General features: G+C 73.2%; 10 protein-coding genes. 4 read left to right on the top strand and 6 right to left on the bottom strand.

From position 1 onward, the window contains the following. Nucleotides 1-21 precede the first annotated feature (21 nt). Genes LO762_RS00835 through LO762_RS00825 form a run of 3 tightly spaced genes read right to left on the bottom strand, consistent with a single transcriptional unit; the run spans nucleotide 22 to nucleotide 10,831 of the window. Nucleotides 22-3,750: a non-ribosomal peptide synthetase gene (locus LO762_RS00835; protein ID WP_230611460.1), complete on the bottom strand. Its 3,729-nt coding sequence runs from the start codon at nucleotides 3,748-3,750 to the stop codon at nucleotides 22-24. Then, entirely contained in the window at nucleotides 3,747-6,932 is a 3,186-nt protein-coding gene (locus tag LO762_RS00830; RefSeq protein WP_230611457.1) for a non-ribosomal peptide synthetase, read from the bottom strand. The genes LO762_RS00835 and LO762_RS00830 overlap by 4 nt, the downstream gene beginning before the upstream one ends. After that, nucleotides 6,929-10,831, bottom strand: coding sequence for a non-ribosomal peptide synthetase (locus LO762_RS00825; RefSeq protein WP_230611454.1), 3,903 nt, complete (start codon nucleotides 10,829-10,831; stop codon nucleotides 6,929-6,931). Before LO762_RS00825 ends, LO762_RS00830 begins: the two co-directional genes overlap by 4 nt. Nucleotides 10,832-10,954: 123 nt before the next feature. Between LO762_RS00825 and LO762_RS00820 the strand changes: the two genes are divergently transcribed. Then, nucleotides 10,955-12,094 (top strand): NAD(P)/FAD-dependent oxidoreductase, encoded by a 1,140-nt coding sequence (locus LO762_RS00820; protein WP_230611452.1) that lies wholly within the window; start codon nucleotides 10,955-10,957, stop codon nucleotides 12,092-12,094. Nucleotides 12,095-12,115: 21 nt separating this feature from the next. Continuing rightward, nucleotides 12,116-12,769, top strand: a complete 654-nt coding sequence (locus tag LO762_RS00815; protein WP_230611449.1) for a class I SAM-dependent methyltransferase — start codon at nucleotides 12,116-12,118, stop codon at nucleotides 12,767-12,769. Here the strand turns inward: LO762_RS00815 and LO762_RS00810 are convergent. Then, nucleotides 12,766-14,199 carry an MFS transporter gene (locus tag LO762_RS00810; RefSeq protein WP_230611446.1) on the bottom strand — a complete coding sequence of 478 codons (1,434 nt, stop codon included), beginning with the start codon at nucleotides 14,197-14,199 and terminating at the stop codon, nucleotides 12,766-12,768. The two genes, LO762_RS00815 and LO762_RS00810, sit on opposite strands and share 4 nt — an antisense overlap. A 132-nt stretch (nucleotides 14,200-14,331) precedes the next feature. Here LO762_RS00810 and LO762_RS00805 point away from each other — a divergent pair, with 132 nt between their 5' ends. Both LO762_RS00805 and LO762_RS00800 read left to right on the top strand, forming a co-directional pair. Further along, nucleotides 14,332-15,300, top strand: a complete 969-nt coding sequence (locus LO762_RS00805; RefSeq protein WP_230611443.1) for a YafY family protein — start codon at nucleotides 14,332-14,334, stop codon at nucleotides 15,298-15,300. 50 nt (nucleotides 15,301-15,350) lie between these two features. Then, nucleotides 15,351-16,577, top strand: a complete 1,227-nt coding sequence (locus LO762_RS00800) for a cytochrome P450 (RefSeq protein ID WP_230611440.1) — start codon at nucleotides 15,351-15,353, stop codon at nucleotides 16,575-16,577. A 67-nt stretch (nucleotides 16,578-16,644) separates the two neighbouring features. On the opposite strand, the gene LO762_RS00795 is transcribed toward LO762_RS00800, so the two are convergent. Together LO762_RS00795 and LO762_RS00790 are read right to left on the bottom strand one after the other, a co-directional pair. Next, nucleotides 16,645-17,202 carry a DUF4240 domain-containing protein gene (locus LO762_RS00795; protein ID WP_230611437.1) on the bottom strand — a complete coding sequence of 186 codons (558 nt, stop codon included), beginning with the start codon at nucleotides 17,200-17,202 and terminating at the stop codon, nucleotides 16,645-16,647. 168 nt (nucleotides 17,203-17,370) lie between these two features. Further along, nucleotides 17,371-18,810 carry an MFS transporter gene (locus LO762_RS00790; protein ID WP_255684354.1) on the bottom strand — a complete coding sequence of 480 codons (1,440 nt, stop codon included), beginning with the start codon at nucleotides 18,808-18,810 and terminating at the stop codon, nucleotides 17,371-17,373. Nucleotides 18,811-18,813 lie beyond the last annotated feature (3 nt).

Here is an 18,813-nt window from a genome sequence, read left to right as displayed (position 1 = left end):
CGGCCCCTTGGCGGTGCCCGGTCAGTCCTCCAGACCACGCAGGACCTCGCACATCGCGTGCACGCGGGCCGCGTCGGCGGGGTCGGCGACCAGCGCGGCGGCGACGTCCGCGACGGTCGGCCGCGCGAACACCACACGGAGCGGGAGTTCAACGCCGAACAGCTCGCGCAGCCGGGTGACGGTGCGGGTCGCGACGAGCGAGTTCCCGCCGAGCCCGAAGAAGTGGTCGGTCCTGCCGATCCCGTCGATCCCGAGGAACTCGCCCCACAGCAGCGCGACGACCTCCTCGACCGGCCCCTGGGGCGGCCCGCCCGGGTCCCGCGCGGGCCCGGCGGCGGCGGCCAGGTCGGCGAGGGCGAGACGGTCCACCTTGCCGTTGCGGGTCAACGGCAGCGCGTCGAGCACACCGATGGTCGCCGGGATCATGTGGGCGGGTAGGTGGTCGGACAGGTGGGTGCGCAGCGCCTCGGGGTCGGGGTTCTCGCCGGTGACGAAGGCGATGAGGCGCTGACCGGCAGCGAGAACGACGGCTCGGGCGACCGAGGGGTGGGTGGTGAGGGCGGACTCGATTTCGCCCAGTTCGATGCGGTGGCCCTGGAGCTTCACCTGGAAGTCGGTTCGGCCGAGGATTTCGAGGGAGCCGTCGGGGAGGAGGCGGCCCAGGTCGCCGGTGGCGTAGGCGCGGGGTTCGAGGCCGGGGAGGGGGACGAACTTCGCGGCGGTTCGTTCGGGGTCGCGCCAGTAGCCTCGGGCGAGGCCGACCTCGCTGGCCACGTGCATCTCGCCGGGGACCCAGACGGGGCGGGTTCGGCCGCGCGAGTCCACGACGTGGTAGCGCTGGTTCGTCATGGGGCGGCCGTAGGGGATGCTCGGTAGGGACGGGTCGACCGGGGCGTCGAGAGGGTTGATGACGGACCAGACGCAGGTCTCGGTGGGGCCGCCTGAGGCGATCACCCTGACGTCGGGGGCCAGCGCGCGCAGGCGTCCGGGCAGGTCCACCGGGATCCAGTCGCCCGCGAGGATCACCGTGCGCAGCGCGGGCAGCCCGTCCGGGGTGCCCTCCAGCTGGCCGACGAGGAGTTCGAGCAGCGCCGGGACGGAGTTCCAGAACGTCACGCGCTCGGCCGTCAGCAGCTCGGCCCAGCGCTCGGGGTCGGGGTTGGCGGAGTGCTCCGGGACGACGACGGTGCCGCCCGCCGCGATCATGCCGAACACGTCGTAGACGGACAGGTCGAAGTGCAGGTCGGAGACGGCGAGGCAGGAGTCGCCAGGCCCGATGCCGAACCTGGCGTTCACGTCGGCGATCGTGTTGGCCGCCCCCCGGTGCTCCACCATCACGCCTTTGGGCACACCGGTGGAGCCGGACGTGTAGATGACGTACGCAAGGTCGGACGGGCCCTGCACAGGCGTAAGCGGCGACGGGTCAACGTCCTCGAAGTCCACGTCCACGCACAGCACCCGCACGCCGGGCGGCCAGGCGAGCCCGTCGTACAGGACGGACTGCGTAAGCACGACCGACACCTCCCCGTCCGCCAGCAGGTGCCGCAGCCGCTCGGCGGGCACCGCCGGGTCGATCGGCAGGTAGGCGGCGCCGGACGCGAGCACCCCGTGCGCGGCGACGATCTGCTCCCAGCCCTTGCGCATGACGACCGCCACGAGCCGCCCCGGTTCGGCGCCCGTCTCCCGCAGCACCCGCCCGACCCGGTTGACGCGCCCGTCCAGCTCCGCGTAGGAGAGCCTGACGTCCCCGCTGACCACCGCGACGGCGTCAGGCTGAGCGGCGGCATACGCGGCGACGGGCGCGTGCAGCAGCCAGTCAGGATGCGGGCCCGCCGTCGAGTTCACCTCACGCACGAGCGCCACCTGCGCCGAAGGCACAAGATCAAAAACCTCCCGAGCCAGTGCCGACCCGTCGTCCACCAGAAGGTCGAGGAGCCCGGTGAAGGCGCCGAACATGTCGGCGAGCAGGCCGGGCGGGAACACCTCGTCCACCGAGTCCCACGACAGCCGCAGCGCCCCGTCCACCTCGGCGACCTGCATGTCGAGCGTCACCTGCGGCGTCTGGGTGCTGGTGTGGATGGCCTCGCCGAGCGCCGTGTGGAAGTGCCTAGGCGGCTGGCCCAGCAGGATCGTCGCGACGATCGGGAACGCGGCGCGCGACGCGACGCCCTGCCGGGTCGCGAGCTCACGCATCACCTGGACGCCGCTGAAGTGCCGGTGCTCCAGGTCGGCCCACAGCCGCCGCTGCACCGCCCTGGCCCGGTCGGCGAAGGCGCCGCCGGTCTCGGTGACGGCGAGCAGCGACGTTGTGGTGAAGTCGCCGATCACCCGCTCGACGTCGGGGTGCACCGGCGCCCTGTCGAACAGCGGCACGTTGATCGTCAGCGCCTCGTCGGCGCTCCACGTCCGCAGCACCTCGGCGAAAGCGGCGAGCAGCAGCCCGGACGGCGTCACCGACAGCGCGGCGGCGCGCGCCTTGAACACCGACCAGCGGTCGGGCGGCTGCGTGAACTCGCGGCGGGTGAACCGGGGCTGCTCCGGAAGCGGCCCGGCCGCCCTGGGCAGTTGCGGGGCGGGCGGAAGGTCGTCGATCCGGTCGAGCCAGTAGGCGCGGGCCGCAGCGTACTCCGCCGAGGTCCGCCGCCACTCCTCCATCTCCAGCGCGTAGGTGCGGAAGCGCAGGCTGAGCGGCGGCAGCTCCCGTCCGGGGTCGGCGTACCTGGCGACGAGGTCGGGCACGAGGATCTGGAAGTAGCTCCACGCGTCGATGATCAGCAGGTCGAGGCCGAGGTGCAGCCTGACCCTGCCGTGCGGGAGCAGGGTGACGCGGACGTCCCACAGCGGGAACCGGTCGGCCGGGATGATCCGGTGCGCCAGCTCCTCCCGCAGCGCCTCCGCACGGGCGGCGGCCTCCTCATCGGGCAATTCCCGCAGATCCAAGACAGGGATCTCGTATGCGGGCGGATCCTTCAGAACGCGTTGGGTGCCGTCCGGGAGGATGACGGTACGGAGCGCGTCGTGCCTGTCCACGACGTCACGCCAGGCGGCGGTGAACCTTGGGACGTCAAGCCCGTCGCCCTCCCACTCCCAGTAGCCGTGACAGCCGACGCCACCCAGCTCCACCGCGTCGCCACGGCCGATCCAGTACGCCTGCTGGGTGTCGGTGAGCGGGAACGGCTCGAACCGGTCGGGGTCCTCGGTGCGCGGCACGATCAGCTCGGGCGCGGTGACGTGCGCGGGCCAGTGCACGCCGTCCAGGGGGCCGTCCACGACGGCGTGCGTGATCCGCCTGCCGAGCAGCCAGTCGCGCAGCCGGGCGGGCGTGGCGAGCGCGGCGGAGTCGGCGACGTGCAGCTCGGCGCCCGCCGTCAGGAAGGCGGTCCAGGCGGGCGGCGCGGAGCGGGCCGCCCACGCGCCGCGCGCGTCCGGCGGGATCCGGGCGGCGAGGTCGTCCCAGCCTTCTCCGGCCGCCGCCTCCTCGGGCAGGGGCGTGAACTCGGCGACGCGGTCGAGGTCGCGCGGCACCGGGATCGCGCCGAGCCGCAGCACCGCGAGCGTCGCGACGACGGCCGCCACGCTCGGCGTACCGTCGACGGCTATCCACTGCCCCGGGGTGATCCGCCTTGCGAGGTCGTGGGCGAGCTTGTCCACCCGCGCGTCGAGTTCGGCGTGGGTGAGGGTCTCGGTCCGGCTGACCACGGCCGGGCGGCCGGTGTCGGGGACGCCGGGTGTGGTCCGCAGCTCCGTCATGGTGTCTCCTCTCCGCCCAGCAGGCGGGCGACTTCCTCGTCGGTCAGCTCCTCGACGCGGGCGAGGAGGTCGTCGGCGGCGGCGGGCTCGGCGGCGGCGACGCGGGCGGCGAGCGCGGCGACGGTAGGCCGCGCGAAGAAGACCTCAAGGGACAGCTCGACGCCGTAGAGGTCGGCGATCTGCCCGAGCACCCGGACGGCCAGCAGCGAGTGGCCGCCGAGCGCGAAGAAGTCGTCGTGCGCGCCGATCGGGCCACGGCCCAGCAGGTCCGCCCACTGCGCGGCCAGCCACTTCTCGACCGGAGTGCGCGGCGGCGTGTGGTCGGCGCCGTCCGCGACGTCGGGCAGCGCCCGCGCGGCGAGCGCCCGCCGGTCCGTTTTGCCCGCGGTGGTACGTGGCAGCGCGTCCACCGCGACGAGCAGCGCGGGCACCATGTGCGGGGGCAGCGCGGCGCGTAGGGCCACGGTGAGGTCCCGGGGGTCGGCCGCGCCCCGGAAGTAGGCGACGAGCCTGCGGTCGTCCTCGTTCCGCTCGTGGACGACGACGGCGCACTCCACGACGTCAGGGTGGCGCAGCAGGGTCGCCTCGATCTCGCCCAGTTCGATCCGGAAGCCGCGCAGTTTGACCTGGTCGTCTACCCGGCCGTGGTACCAGAACACGCCCTGGTCGTCGTACCTGACGAGGTCGCCCGTCCGGTACAGGCGGAGCCCGCCGGGGCCGGTGATGAAGCGTTCGGCCGTCAGCTCGGGACGGCCGTGGTAGCCGTCGGCGAGCCCTGCGCCCGCCAGGTAGAGCTCGCCCAACGCGTCCGGAGGCACCGGGCGTAGGGCGGCGTCCAGGGCGAGCGCCGTCATGTTGGGCAGGGGTGTGCCGATAGGCGGTGCGCCGGAGCCGTCCACCCTCGCGGTGAGCGCCCACACCGTCGCCTCGGTCGGGCCGAACAGGTTCCACACCTCCCCGGCCCTGGCCGTCAGTTCGGCCGCCAGCCGCGCGGGCAGCGCCTCGCCGCCGCACAGCGCCGCCCGGACGCCGCCCCCGTCCCATCCGGCGTCCACGAGGAGCCGGAACGTCGCGGGCGTGCCGTGCAGCACGGTGACGCCCTCCTTCTCGACGAGCCGGAGCAGCGCGGCCCCGTCCCGTGCGACGGCCCTGGGCACCACGACGGTTCTGGCGCCCACGACGAGCGGTAGCAGCAGCTCGTCCAGGGAGATGTCGAAGGTCGGGCTGGTGAGGGCGGGCACCGCGTCGTCCGGGCGGAGCAGGCCGGACATCGCGGCGAGGAAGTTGCCGAGCGCGCCGTGCCTGACGAGCACGCCCTTGGGACGTCCGGTGGAGCCCGAGGTGTACATCAGATAGGCCGGATCATGCGGGCCGGGCGTAGGGGGCAGTGGTGCTTCGGGATCACCGAGGTCGGCGAGGTCGGCGAAGCGCAGCCCGCCGGGCAGGGCGCCGGCGTGCAGCACGAGTTCCGCGCCGCTGTCGGCGAGCACGAAGTCACGGCGTTCGCCTGGGAGCTCGGGGTCGAGCGGCAGGTAGACCGACCCGGCCTTGAGCACCCCGAGGAGCCCGGCGAGCTGGTCGGCGGTGTGCGGGGCCGCGACGGCGACGACACCGCCCCCGGCGTGCCGCGCCAGGATCGCCCTTGCGACGGCGTCCGATCGCTCGTCCAGCTCCCGATAGGTGAGGTCGCCGCCGTCGTCGTCTGAGAGCGCGATCCGGCCGGGCCAGGAGGCGACGCTCGCGGCGAACAGCGGAAGGAACCCGTCAGGCGCGGGGATATCGGGAAGGTCCGTCCAGCGGGTGAGGACGGCGTCGCGTTCGTCCGGCCCGAGGAGGCTGAGCGCGCTGACGGGCGCGTCCGGATCGGCCAGGAAGCCGCGCAGCAGCGCGGTGTAGCCCGCGACGAGCCTTTCGGCGAAGGCCCTGTCGAACAGCTCGGTCGCGTAGTCGAGCCGTGCCTCGAACCCGCCCGGTGTCGCGTCCACGTTCAGCTGGAGGTCGAGCCGGGCCGTGCCGTTGGGCAGGCCGCGCACCTCCACCGCGAGCCCTGGCGCGAGCTCGCGCGGCGGGTCGCCGAGCCCGCCCATCACAAAGAGCACCTGGTAGAGCGGGTTGCGGCCCGGATCGCGGGACCTGCCGAGCCCGCGCACCAGCTCGCCGAACGGGATCTCCTGGTGCGCGAGCCCGTCCAGCACCCGGGCCGAGACGGCGGCGAGCAGCTCCGCGACGGTCGGGTCGCCCGAGCCGTCGATGCGCAGCGGCAGCGTCGTGGCGAGCGGGCCGATGAGCGGTTCCGCCTCCGGCCTCGTCCGGCCCGACAGGCTCATGCCGAGCACCGCGTCGTCCTCGCCGCCGTACCGGGCGACGAGCACGTGCAGCGCGGCCAGCAGCACCACAAAGGGCGTGGTGCCGCGCGCCGCCGCGAACTCGGCGAGCCCGGCCGGGACGGCGAACTCCACGCAGTCGCCACGGAAGCTCTGCGTCGCCGGACGGGCCCGCCGGGACGGGACGGCGGCGGGCGGCGCGTCCCCCAGGTGCTCCCTCCAGAACGCGAGGGCCTTGTCGGTGGGCCGGGTCCGCTGCCAGGCCCCGAAGTCCGCGTACTGGAGCTGGAGCGGCTCCAGGGCCCGTCCCGAGGAGAGCGCGGCGAGTTCGGCCAGGAGGATCCCGGCCGACCAGCCGTCCGCGACGGCGTGGTGGGCGATCCACACGAGCACGCTGTCGTCAGGGGCGAGCCGGAGCAGCCGGGTCCGCACCACGGGCCCGGACGCCAGGTCGAACCGCTCGGCGGCGAGCGCGCGGGCCCGGCGCCAGGCTTCCTCCTCGTCAGCCACGTCTTCGGCTACCAGCGGTCCGGGGCCGGGCCCCGGCTCCTGCCGCAGCCCGCCGTCACCGTGCACGAGCCGGGACCGCAGCACCTCATGCCGCTCAACGACGGCCGCCAACGCCGCGTCCAAGGCCGCGACGTCAAGCGGCCCCCGCAGCCGGAACGCGAACGGAACGACGTAAGCGGCATCATCCGAAAGCCTGTCAAGGAACCAGATCTGCCCCTGCGTCGCCGACGCCTCACCCGAGCCGCCGCCGGGCACCGGGCCGGGATCGACGCCCGCGCCCGCCGCCGCCTGGAGCGCCGCCCGCTCCTGCGGCGACATGCTCTGCCACCGCGCCAACGCCTGTTTCATCGTGCTCCCCCCAACAGCCGGGTGACGACCTCGGCGACCTCGCCCGGCCGGTGCTTGCAGAAGTAGTGGCCGCCCCCGGCGATCACCGAGAGGCTGGCGCCCGCCCCGTACCGGCCCCAGTCGGCGTACCTCTCCGGGTAGCCCTCGGTCGCCGGGTCGTCGTCGCCGACAAGGCAGTGGACGGGCCCTGTGAGCGTCACGGGCGGCGTCCCGGCCTCCTTGCGGTAGAGCGCGACCATCTCGGTGAGGTCGTGCCTGACGACCCGGAGGATCGCGGTGACGTCGTCGTCGGCGAGCGCGCCGTCGAAGCCGCCGAGCCGGCGCATGTGGGCGTGCAGGTCGTCCTGGTCGCTTTCGGTCAGCAGCCTCCAGGCCGCCTCCGGGTCGGGGTCGGGGATCGCCGCGCCCATGAACGTCGCGGTGACCTCGACCCCGAGGTCCTCCAGCGCCCGGCCGAGCAGCAGGGTCGCCGCGGTGCCCGCGCACTGGCCGTAGAGCGCGACGGGCCCGGTGATCCGCTCCCTGACCTCGGCGGCGCAGGCGGGCATGGCCTCCTCGATCCCGGCGAGCGGCCGGGCGTCGGAGAGGTCGTGGCCCGGCAGGTCCACCGCCCACAACGCGGCGGACGTGCCCAGCGCGTCGGCGAGCGGCTGGTAGGCGACGGCGTTGCCTCCGCCGTAAGGGACGCACACCAGGGTGAGCGGCGCGTCGGCGGTCGGAGAGAGCAGGTGTAGGAAGCGGTCATCGCGCGCTCCGCCCTCGTCCAGGTGGGCGGCCAGCGCGGCGACGGTCGGATGCTTGAAGATCGACACGACCGAGAGCCCGTCGTCCAGCAGCCGGGCCGCCCTGACGGCCTTGAACGAGTCGCCGCCGAGCGCGAAGAAGTCGCCGTTCCGGTCGATCACCTCAAGGCCGAGGACGCTGCCCCAGGCGCGGGCCACCCGCGTCTCGGTGGGGCCGTCCGGGGGGCTGTGCACGGCGCGCGCCCGGTCGTCCACCCGGTCGGTGAGCGCCCTGCGGTCCACCTTGCCGTTCGGGCTGAGCGGCAGCGCGTCCAGCACGACGAGCCGGGACGGCACCATGCCCTGCGGCAGCACGCCGCGCGCGTGCGCCCGCACCTCCTCGGGATCGACGGCCGAGTCCGCGACGAGATAGCCGACGAGCTGCCTGTCCCCCGCCGCGTCGTTCTTGGCCACGACGACGGCCTCCGCGACGGCCGGATGCGACCGTAGGACGGCCTCGACCTCTCCCGGCTCGATCCGGACGCCGTTCACCTTGACCATAAAGTCGATCCGGCCGAGCAGCTCGATGACCCCGTCGGGGCGCCAGCGGGCCCGGTCGCCCGTCCGGTAGAGGCGCTTCCCGCGCCACTTCACGAACTTCTCGGCGGTCAGCTCGGGCCGTCCGAGGTAGCCGAGCCCGACGCCGATCCCTCCCAGGTGCAGCTCGCCGGGCACCCCGACGGGTACGGGCTCGCCGTGCGCGTCCAGGATGTAAGCGGTCTGGTTGGCCATCGGACGCCCGTAGGGAATGGACGCCCAAGCCGGATCGACCTCGCCCACCGGGTAGACGATCGAATGAATCGACGCCTCGGTAGCCCCGCCGAGCACCACAAACTCCAGGCCGGGGGCGAGGGCGCGGAGCCGGTCGGGCAGCGTCACCGGCACCCAGTCGCCGCCGAGGATCGCCAGCCGGAGCGAGGCGGGCGGGTCCTCCACCGCGCCCTCCACCTGGTCGAGGAACAGTTTGAGCAGCGCGGGCGCGGAGTTCCACACGGTGATCCCGTGCTCGGTGACGAGTTCGGCCCAGTGCGCGGGGTCCCTGGCCAGCTCCGGCTCCGGCAGCACCACGGTGCCGCCCGCCCCCGGCACACCGAGGAACTCGTAGACGGACATGTCGAAGCTGGGCGACGAAAGCGCGAGCACACTGTCGCCGGGCCCGACGCCGAAGCCGACGTTCAGGTCGAACAGGTTGTTCACCACGCCCCGGTGCCGCAGCACCACACCCTTCGGCGCGCCCGTGGAGCCGGAGGTGTAGATGACGTAGCAGCGGTCCTCAGGGCTCACCGCGACGGACGGCCGCGAGGGCGGCACCGAGGCCGACGCCGCGACGTCCTCGGCCGTCACCACAACGGCGACCCCCGAGTCGGCCAGGATGTACTCGATCCGCGACTCCGGATAAGCCGGGTCGATCGGCACAAAAGCCGCACCCGACTTGAGCACCGCGAGGACCGCGACCAGGTAGTCCGGGCCCGGCGGCAGCGTCAGCGCGACCAGCGTGCCGGGCGCGGCCCCCAGATGCGCGGCCAGCCGGTCGGACCGCTCGTCCAGCTCCCCGAACGTGAACCGCTCCCCGCCCGCGACGAGCGCGACGGCGTCCCGCGGCTGCCGGTCAAACAGCTCGTGCAGGCACACATCGGGGAACTCGACGGCTGTGTCGTTCCAGTGGTCGAGGATCAGCGCGGCCTCGTCCGGCGGCAGCACGGGCAGCGCCCGCACCGGCGTGTCCGGGTCGGCGACCGCCGCCTCGGCGAGCGCCTCGAACGCGGTGAGGAAGCGCCGGATCGTCGCGGGCTCGAACAGGTCGAGGCTGTACTGGACGTGCAGCCTGACGCCCTCGTCCCGCACCCGGACGCTCGCGAGCAAGTCGTACTTGGCGGTGCCGGTGTCGAAGTCGTCGACGAGCGCGACATCCAGGCCCGGCAGGGAGAGCGCGGCGGCGGGCGTGTTGTCCTGCTGGAACAGGATCGACGCGAGCGGGGGGCGGCCCGGATCGCGGCTCGGCCGCAGGTGTTCCACCAGCCTGTCGAACGGCAGCTCGGCGTGCGCCTGATCGGCAAGCACCCCCTTGCCTACCCGGCCGACCAGCTCACGAAACGTCGGATCGCCGCCGGTGTCCGTGCGCAGCACCAGCGTGTTCACGAAGAAGCCGATCAGCCCGTCCGCCTCGGGCGCGTCCCGGCCCGCCGCCGTCGTGCCGACCGCGATGTCGTCCTCACCCGTGTACCGCGACAGCAGCGCCGCGAAAGCAGCGAGCAGCACCAGGAACGGCGACGCCTTCGTCTCGGCGGCGACCCGGCGCAGGCCCGTCACCAGCTCCGGCGGCAGCCACACCACGTCCTCGGCGCCCCGGTAGGACGGGACGGGCGGCCGCTGCCGGTCGGCGGGCAGGTCCAGCTCGACCATGCCGTCCAGGCGCCGCTCCCAGTAGGCCAGCAGCTCCCGCTCGGCCGCGCCGGTGAGGCGGTCGCGCTGCCAGAGGGCGTAGTCGGCGTAGTCGATGGGCAGCGGCGGCAGCTCCGGCGCGCGGCCCTCGCCCAACGCCGTGTAGACCGCCTCCAGCTCACGCGCCAGGATCCCCATCGACCACTGGTCCGACGTGATGTGGTGGATGTTCAGGAGGAGGAAGTGGTCGTCGTCCGCCAGCGTCACCAGGACCGTGCGCAGCGGCGGCCCCTGCCCGAGGTCGAACGGGGTGGCCACCTCCGCCCGCAGCTCCGCCCACGCGGCCGCCTCCCGCGCCTCGGGCGGCAGATGGCCGAGCCGCACCCGGCGGACGGCCTGCTCTGGCACCTCCCCCGTCACCTGGACGGGCTCGCCGTCGTGCTCGGGGAACACGGTGCGCAGCGACGGATGCCGCCCGATGAGGAACCGCAGCGCGCGGTCCAGCACGTCGGCGTCGATCCGGCCGCGCACCCGGTAGGTGACGGGCGCGCTGAACGCCGTCCCGCCCTCGCCCATCTCGTTGACGAACCACAGCCTGCGCTGGGCGTGCGACAGCGGCTGCGGGCCGCCGTCCGCCCTGCGCGCGACGCGCCTGCCGTCCCTGCGCAGCCGCGCCAGCAGCGCCTGACGTTCGGGCGAGAGCCTGGCGATGCGCTCCACTTTCACTTCTGACATCGGCCACCTCGTTCGAAGGGGCGGCGCCCTGCCGACCCGCCGGGAACGTAGGTCCGCGAGGTCATCCGGGGGTTACGCCGGGGCGTAACCCCGCGCTAACTGCGGGCCCTGAAGGTCTCGGTCATGTACGACGTGATCGTGGTGGGCGCCCGGTGCGCGGGAGCGGGCACCGCCCTCCTGCTTGCCGCTTCCGGCCGGAAAGTGCTCGTCCTCGACCGGGCGAGGCCCGGCGCCGACAAGCTCTCGACGCTCTACATCCATCCGCCGGGCACCGAGCGGCTGGGCGCCTGGGGCGTCCTGGACGACGTCGCGGGCACCGGCGCGCCCGCGCTGACCCGGCAGAGCTACGAGGTCGCCGACATCCGGCTCGAAGGCCCCATCCCGGGCGTCGCCTACGCCCCGCGCCGGACGGTCCTGGACGCCCTCCTGGCCGAAGCAGCCGCCAAGGCGGGCGCCGACGTGCGGCACCGCTGCACCGTGCTCGGCCTGCTGGAGGACGACGGACGCGTCACCGGCGTCCGCTACCGGACACCGCGCGGGGCGGTCGAGGAGGCGCGGTCCCGGCTCGTCGTCGGCGCCGACGGGATGCGCTCGACCGTCGCGCGGCTCGTCGGGGCCGCCGAGTACCAGGAGCACCCGAAGCTCAGCTGCGCCTACTACAGCTACTGGGACGGCGTCGAGACGGGCTTCGAGCAGTACCAGCGGGAAGGGCACTGGATCGGGGCGATCCCCACCAACGACGGCCAGACGCTCGTCGCCGCCTATTTCCGGCAGGCCGAGTTCGAACGGATCAGGGCCGACGCCGAGACCGCCTACACCGAGAACATCCGGCTGACCGCGCCGTCCCTGCACGAGCGGCTACGCGGCGCGTCCCGGGCCGCCCAGCTCTACGGCACCGGCGACCAGCGCAACTTCCTGCGCACCGCCACCGGGCCCGGCTGGGTCCTCGTCGGCGACGCCGGACACCACAAGGACTCCCTCACCGCGCGCGGCATCACCGACGCGTTCCTCCAGGCCGAACTGCTCGCCGGGCCCGAAGCCCCGGACGACCCGGACGCCGCCGCCCGCCGCTTCGCCGACCAGCGCGACGGGATCCTCCTCGCCAACTACCGCTCGACCCTCGCCGTCGCCCGCCTCGCCGTCGAACCCGAGCGGCTCGCGCTGCTCCGGACCGTCCAGGCGGCGCCCGAGCTCACCGAGAAGTACTTCGCGGCGGCGGCCGGCAGCGTCGCCGCCACCGACCTGCTCGCCAACTTCGCCTAAGACGCCAAGGAAGGACCCGCGATGACCCAGCCCGCGCTCAGCGGCGACGCCGAGATGTACACCCGACCCGTCCTCGCCATCTACGACCCGATCGCGCTCGGCATCGTGTGCCCCGTCGCGTGGCGCTGCTCCCGGCGGGTCATGCTGAACCACTACGACCGCAACGTGCGCGACCGGCACCTCGACCTCGGGCCCGGCAGCGGCTACTTCCTCGACCGCTGCGCCTTCCCGACGCCCCGGCCGTCCATCGTCGTCGCCGACCTCAACGAGCTCGTGCTCTCCACCGTCGCGAAGCGGATCGCCCGGTACTCCCCCGAGACCCTCGTCCGCGACGTGCTGCACCCGCTCGACCTCGGCGACCGGCGCTTCACCTCGCTCGCCGTGCAGAACGTGCTGCACTGCCTGCCGGGCTCGATGGCGGACAAGGCCGTCGTCTTCGACCACCTGCTGCCCTACGCCGAGCCCGGCGCGCGGATCTTCGGCACGACGGTCATCGGCGACCAGCGCGACCAGCCTCCGCTCACCCGGTGGATGATGCGCTCCTACAACAAGGCCGGGTCGTTCCAGAACCTGCACGACCGGGTGGAGACCCTGGACGCCGAGCTCGGCAAGCGCTTCTCGGCGTACAGGGTCTGGATGAAGGGCTCGATGGCCTTCTTCGAGATCGACGTCTAGGCGCCGATCCCCGCGACGTCCCCGGCCGGCGCCGCGGCCGGGGACTTCTTCGCGCGCAGCAGCAGCGCCACCACCAGCGACCCGGTGACGAGCACCGCGCCCGCCACGAGGAACGCGAGCTGGTCGCCCTCGGTGATCGCCTGGACGGTGCCTCCGTTGTCAGCGGCGTAAGCCGTCGCGACGGTGACGATCGTGGCGAGACCCAGCGCCTGGCCCAACTGGAGGACCGTCGTGATCACGCCGGAGCCCAGGCCCGCGTCCTCGCCGGACACGTCCGTCAGCGCCGCCACCTGCGTGGCCGGGGTCGCCGCGCCGCCGCCCAGCCCGATGAGCAGGAGCGGGAAGAGCAGGTCGGCCGGGTAGCTGCCGTCCACCGGGATCCGGGCGAGCAGCAGCATGCCGACACCGGCCAGCAGCAGCGCGCCCGAGATCAGCCAGCGCGGCCCGATCTTCGGAAGCAGGTTCATCGTGACGGTCAGGCCGATCATGAACGTCGCGATGAACGGCAGCCAGGCCAGGCCGCTCTGCAACGGGGTGAACCCCAGGATCTGCTGCACGTACACGACCGTCAGGAAGAACATCGCGGCGGTCGAGCTGGACAGGAAGACCATGGCGACGTTGCCCGTCACCCGGACCCGGTGCCGGAAGAACCGCAACGGCACCAGCGGGTTCGCGACCCGCGACTGGAGGAACACGAACAGCGTCACGGCGGCGAGCCCGCCCAGCAGCGGCGCGAGCACGTTCACACTGGCGAACGGGTGCTCGGCGAGCGAGAGGATGCCCTGGATGACGGCGATGAGGCCGCCGGTGATGAGGACGGCGCCCGTCCAGTCAGGCCGGGCCCCACCGGGCGCCCGGCTCTCCTCGATCAGGCGGGGCACGAGCAGCACCGCGCCCAACGCGAGCGGCACGTTCACATAGAAGATCCAGTGCCAGCTGATGAGGTCGGTGAGCACACCGCCGAGCAGCACGCCCGCGGTCGAGCCGAGACCGGCCAGACCGCCCCAGACGCCGAACGCCTTGGCGCGCTCGCCATCGTCGGTGAACAGCAGGGCGACGAGCGACATCGCGGACGGCACCGCGAGCGCCTCGCCGACACCCTGCGCGAACCGGGCGGCCACCAGCATCTCGGCCGACCCGGCCAGGGCGGCGGCCAGCGACGCCAGCGCGAACAGCGTCGCGCCCGCCATGAAGATCGCGCGGCGGCCGACCAGGTCGGCGAGCCTGCCGCCGAGCAGCAGGAGGCCACCTGCGGCCAACAGGTAGCCGTTGACGACCCAGGTCAGCGCGCTCTGCCCGAGATCGAGGTCCTGCTGGATCGACGGCAGCGCCACGTTGACGATCGTGCCGTCGGTGAACACGAGGAACTGGACGAGCGCGAGGACGGCGAGCGCCTTCCACCTGCGCGGATTCGGTCGTGCTTCGGTCATTGGATTCTCTCCCACGGTGAGACGGGATTCCGTCGGGACGGGGACATCGGATGGGGACTCAGGTGGCGCGGCCGCAACGCTAGGAGAAATCGCGGACACCGCCTGTCCGCTATCGCGGAGAGAATGGCGAACATGTCAGAAACCGCGGCGCAACTTCTGCGACTGCTCCGGCTGCTCCAGGTCCACCGCGACTGGACCGGCGGCGAGCTCGCCGAGCGGCTCGGCGTGACCCCACGGACCATCCGCCGCTACGTCGACAGGCTGCGGACCCTCGGCTACCCCGTGCACGCCGTGCCGGGCGTCGCGGGCGGCTACCGGCTCGGCTCCGGCGCCGTCATGCCGCCGCTGCTCCTGGACGACGAGGAGGCCGTCGCCATCGCCGTCGGCCTGCGGACGGCGGCGGGCGGCACCGTCGCCGGGCTTGAGGAGACCGCGATCCGGGTCCTGGCGAAGCTGGAGCAGATCGTCCCGGCGCGGCTGCGCGAGTCCATCGAGGCGCTCAGCGCCGTCACGCTGCCGCTGACCGGGCCCGGCGCGCCCACCGTCGGCCCCGACCTCCTGACGGCCCTCGCCGCGTCCTGCCGCGCGCACGAGAAGGTCAAGTTCTCCTACCGGACGCACGCGGGAGAGGTCACCACCCGCACCGTCGAGCCTTACCGGCTCGTGCACACGGGCCGCCGCTGGTACCTGCTCGGCTACGACGTCGCGAAGGACGACTGGCGCACCTTCCGCGCCGACCGGATCTCCCTCCCGCTGACACCCGGCACCCGCTTCCGGCCACGGACCCCGCCCGCCGAGGACCTCACCGCCTACGTCTCACAGAAGGTGGCGTCCGCGCCCTACCGCTACCAGGCGCGCGTCCTCATGCACGCGCCCGCCGACCGCGTCGCCGAACGCATCCCGCCGACCGCCGGACGCATCGAGGTCGTCTCCGCGACGTCCTGCATCCTGCACTCCGGCGCCAACTCCCTGGACGGGCTCGCCCTGCACATCGGCATGGTCGGCGCCGACTTCGCCGTGCTCGACCCGCCCGAACTGCGCGAGGAGGTACGCCGCATCGCCGACCGGTTCACCCGGGCGAGCCGCACAACCCAGGCATAACCCGCCGCGGCGAGACTGCCGTCCGAACCCACCGCAGGAGAGGACGGGCCATGACCGAGAGCCTGGAACGATCAGCACCCGTGGCGCTGGAGACCGCGCACTTCGCCGACCCGGTCGCGCTCCGCGCCGTCCTCGGCTCGGACGACCCCGTCCACCGGGTGATCCTGCCCGACGGCATGCCGTCCTGGCTCGTCACCGGGAACGACGCCGTCAAGCAGGCGCTCGCCGACCCCAAACTCGTCCGGGGGGTCTCGGCCGCCGCGCCCGAACTGCACCAGTACCTCGGGCTGGCCAGCGACGACTTCGTGCTGACCCGGCACATGCTGTTCGCCGACCCGCCGGACCACACGCGGCTGCGCAAGCTCGTCTCGCAGGCGTTCACCGCGCGCCGCATCGAACGGCTCAGGCCGCGCGTCGCCGAGATCACCCACGAGCTCCTCGACGGCTTTGTGGGCAAGGGCGAGATCGACCTCGTCGAGGCGCTCGCGCTGCCGCTGCCCATCGCGGTCATCTGCGAGCTGCTCGGCGTCCCGGTCGAGGACCGCGACCAGTTCGAGCAGTACGCCGAGATCCTCACCGGCGCGAACTCCTCGTCCGACTTCGGGGACATCGTCGCGGCGGGCCAGTGGTTCGACCGGTATCTGACCGAGCTCGTCGCGCGCCGCCGGGCCGAGCCGGGCGACGACATGATCAGCGCGATGATCGCCGCGCAGGAGAAGGACGACAGGCTCACCGACCTCGAAGTCCGCTCGAACTCGTTCCTGCTGCTCGCGGCGGGCTTCGAGACGAGCGTCAACCTCATCGCGAACGGGATCCTCGCGCTGCTGCGCCACCCCGACCAGCTCGCCGACCTGCGCGCCGACCGGTCGCTCATGTCGAACGCCGTCGAGGAGCTGCTCCGCTGGGACAGCCCCGTCTCCGGCATCACCTACCGCTTCGCCGCCGCCGACACCGTCCTCGCCGGGGTGGAGATCTCCGCCGGCGAGCACGTGGCCCTCTCCCCTCCCTCGGCCAACTACGACACGTCGAAGTTCCCCTCCCCCGAACGTCTCGACCTGCGCCGCAAGACCAACGGCCACCTCAGCTTCGGCCACGGCATCCACTTCTGCATCGGCGCCCCCCTCGCCCGCCTGGAAGGCGAGGTCGTCTTCGCCGCCGTCCTTGACCGCCTCCCCGACCTCACCCTCACCGTCCCCCCCTCCACCCTCACCTGGAAGGAAACCTTCCTCGTCCACCGCCTCGACCACCTCCCCGTAGCCTTCACCCCCACCCCCTGACCACAACCCGCCCGGCCGTCACCCGACGCCGGGCTCACCCCGAGCCCGGCCGTCACCACCCGGTGGCTCAGTCGAGGAAGAGCCGTGACAGGCGCGGCAGGCGCCGTCGTATCGCGTCATCGTCGTCGAAGTCCCAGCCGAACTCGATCGCCGGATACCGGATCGTGAAGGCCCCCTCGGGAAGCCGTCGCCCGGTCCTGATCCGGTGGGCGTTCCAGGCGACGCCCAGCATGTCCTCCCCTTCCAGGTCCTCCCCGGCGGCTGCCGCCGCCCGCACCGCCGGAACCTCCGCGAGCGAGTCCGGATCGGCCACCGCCCGCTCGAACACCTCCCGCCCCTGGCTGATCAGCCACCCGCGAAAGTAGTCGAACCCGTCGTCCGAGGCCCCGCCGTTGATCAGGTACGCGGCCCCCCACAGCTCCCCCCGATACGAGACCGCCATGAGGTCCCAGAACGGCTGAGCCGCCCCGACGATCTCCGCTCCGCTCCGCCGAGCCAACAACGCGACCGTCGCCTCGGCCACCCCCTCAGCGCCCCCTTCCGAGGCCCCCCGCCGAGCTTCCTCCACCAACTTCCAGAACCCGTCGATCTCCACCCGCCGAACTCTGCCACCCGCCACCGACATTTTCCGGGGCGCCCGTGACCGCGCCCGCACCGGGTCAGGAGGCGGCGGCGGTGAACCAGAGGGTGTTCTGGGGGAGGTCCTGTTCCGCCAGGTCCAGGAAGAAGGGGGATCCTGGTCAGAGCGGGGTCTATGCCCGCTTCGGCGGTGTTCATCCGGGGCTGTGGGTGTTCAGGCGAGTCCGGCTTTGTCGGGGGTGGCCTCGGGGTGGGCGGTGTCGCGGAGGGTGAGGGTGAGGAGGGTGGCGGTGAGGATCAGGGCGGTGGTGAGGGCGGCGTAGGTCTGGAGGGAGTGGGTGAGAGATGTGGTGGGGGTGGTGGGATGGGTGAGGAGGATGTGGGTGGTTCCGGCGGCGGCGATGCCGAGGGCGGCGCCGAGTTCGCCGCCGACCTCCTGGGCGGCGGCGGCCGAGCCGGTGTGGGCGGGTGGGGCGGAGGCGATGATGAGGTCGCTGAGGAGGGCGAACGCGACGCCCTGGCCCAGGCCGATGATGGAGAGGGCGGCGGTGAGGGCGGGCAGGGAGGCGTCCGCCAGGAAGGCCGTGAGCAGGGCGCCCGAGGCGGCCACGGCAAGGCCGCACGTGACGACGGAGGCGGTGCGGAAGCGCGCGGCGAGAGCGGGGGCGGCCAGGGCACCGATGATGTTGACGGCGACCCATGGCAGCGTCCACAGACCGGCCGTCAGAGGGCTCAGCCCCCGAGCGCCCTGGAGGTACTGCGTGAAGAGGTAGAAGACCCCGACGATGCCGATGCCGACGAGGAGAAGGCTCCCGAGAGAGGCGGAGAGCCGCCGGTCGGCCAGAAGGCGGGGGTCGAAGAGCGGGTCCGCCACCCGGCGCTGCCTGCGCAGGAACAGGACGAGCGCCGCCACACCCGCCGCGACGGCCGCCAGATCGCGCCAAGGCAAACCGCCCGTCTCGACCCCTGCGGCGATCTCCTGGAGCCCGTACACCACCGCGAGCATCCCCACGACGGACAGGCCGACGCTCGGCACGTCGATGCGGGCCGCCGTCGCCTCGCGCCGTTCGGGGAGCAGGTAGGGCCCGGCGAGCAGCAGCGCGACGACGGGCGGCACGCCGACCAGGAACACCGACCCCCACCAGAAGTGTTCGAGGAGCGCGCCGCCGACGAGCGGCCCGACCGCCCCGCCTGCCGAGAAGGCGCTGAACACGACGGCGACGGCGAACCGGCGCTGCCCGTCGTCGGCGAACATCGTGCGCAGCAGCGAGAACAGCGACGGCATCAGGGTCGCGCCCGCGACGCCGAGCAGCGCGCGGGCGGCGATGAGCGCCCCGGCGGTCGGCGCGAAGGCGGCGGCGCAGGACAGCACGGCGAAGGCGGCGGACCCGTACAGCAGCAGGCGCCGCGCGCCGAAGCGGTCGCTGAGCCTTCCCATGGTGATGAGGAAGCCCGCGATGAGGAAGCCGTACACGTGCGCGATCCAGAGCGCCTGGCCGGGGGTGGCGTCGAGGTCCGTGGTCAGTGACGGGAGCGCGAAGAAGAGCACCGTCAGGTCCATCGCAAGCACGAGCATCGGGAGCACGAGGAGGGCGAGGCCCAGCCATTCCCGTGCGGTGGCACGCGCTTCCGGTTCCGTGGTCGGTCGTCCCATGAT

The sequence above is a fragment of the Actinocorallia sp. API 0066 genome (assembly GCF_020991275.1).
Lineage (GTDB): Bacteria > Actinomycetota > Actinomycetes > Streptosporangiales > Streptosporangiaceae > Actinocorallia.
The sequence above is the reverse complement of the archived record's forward strand: the minus strand, read 5'-3'. Positions and strand labels throughout refer to the sequence as shown.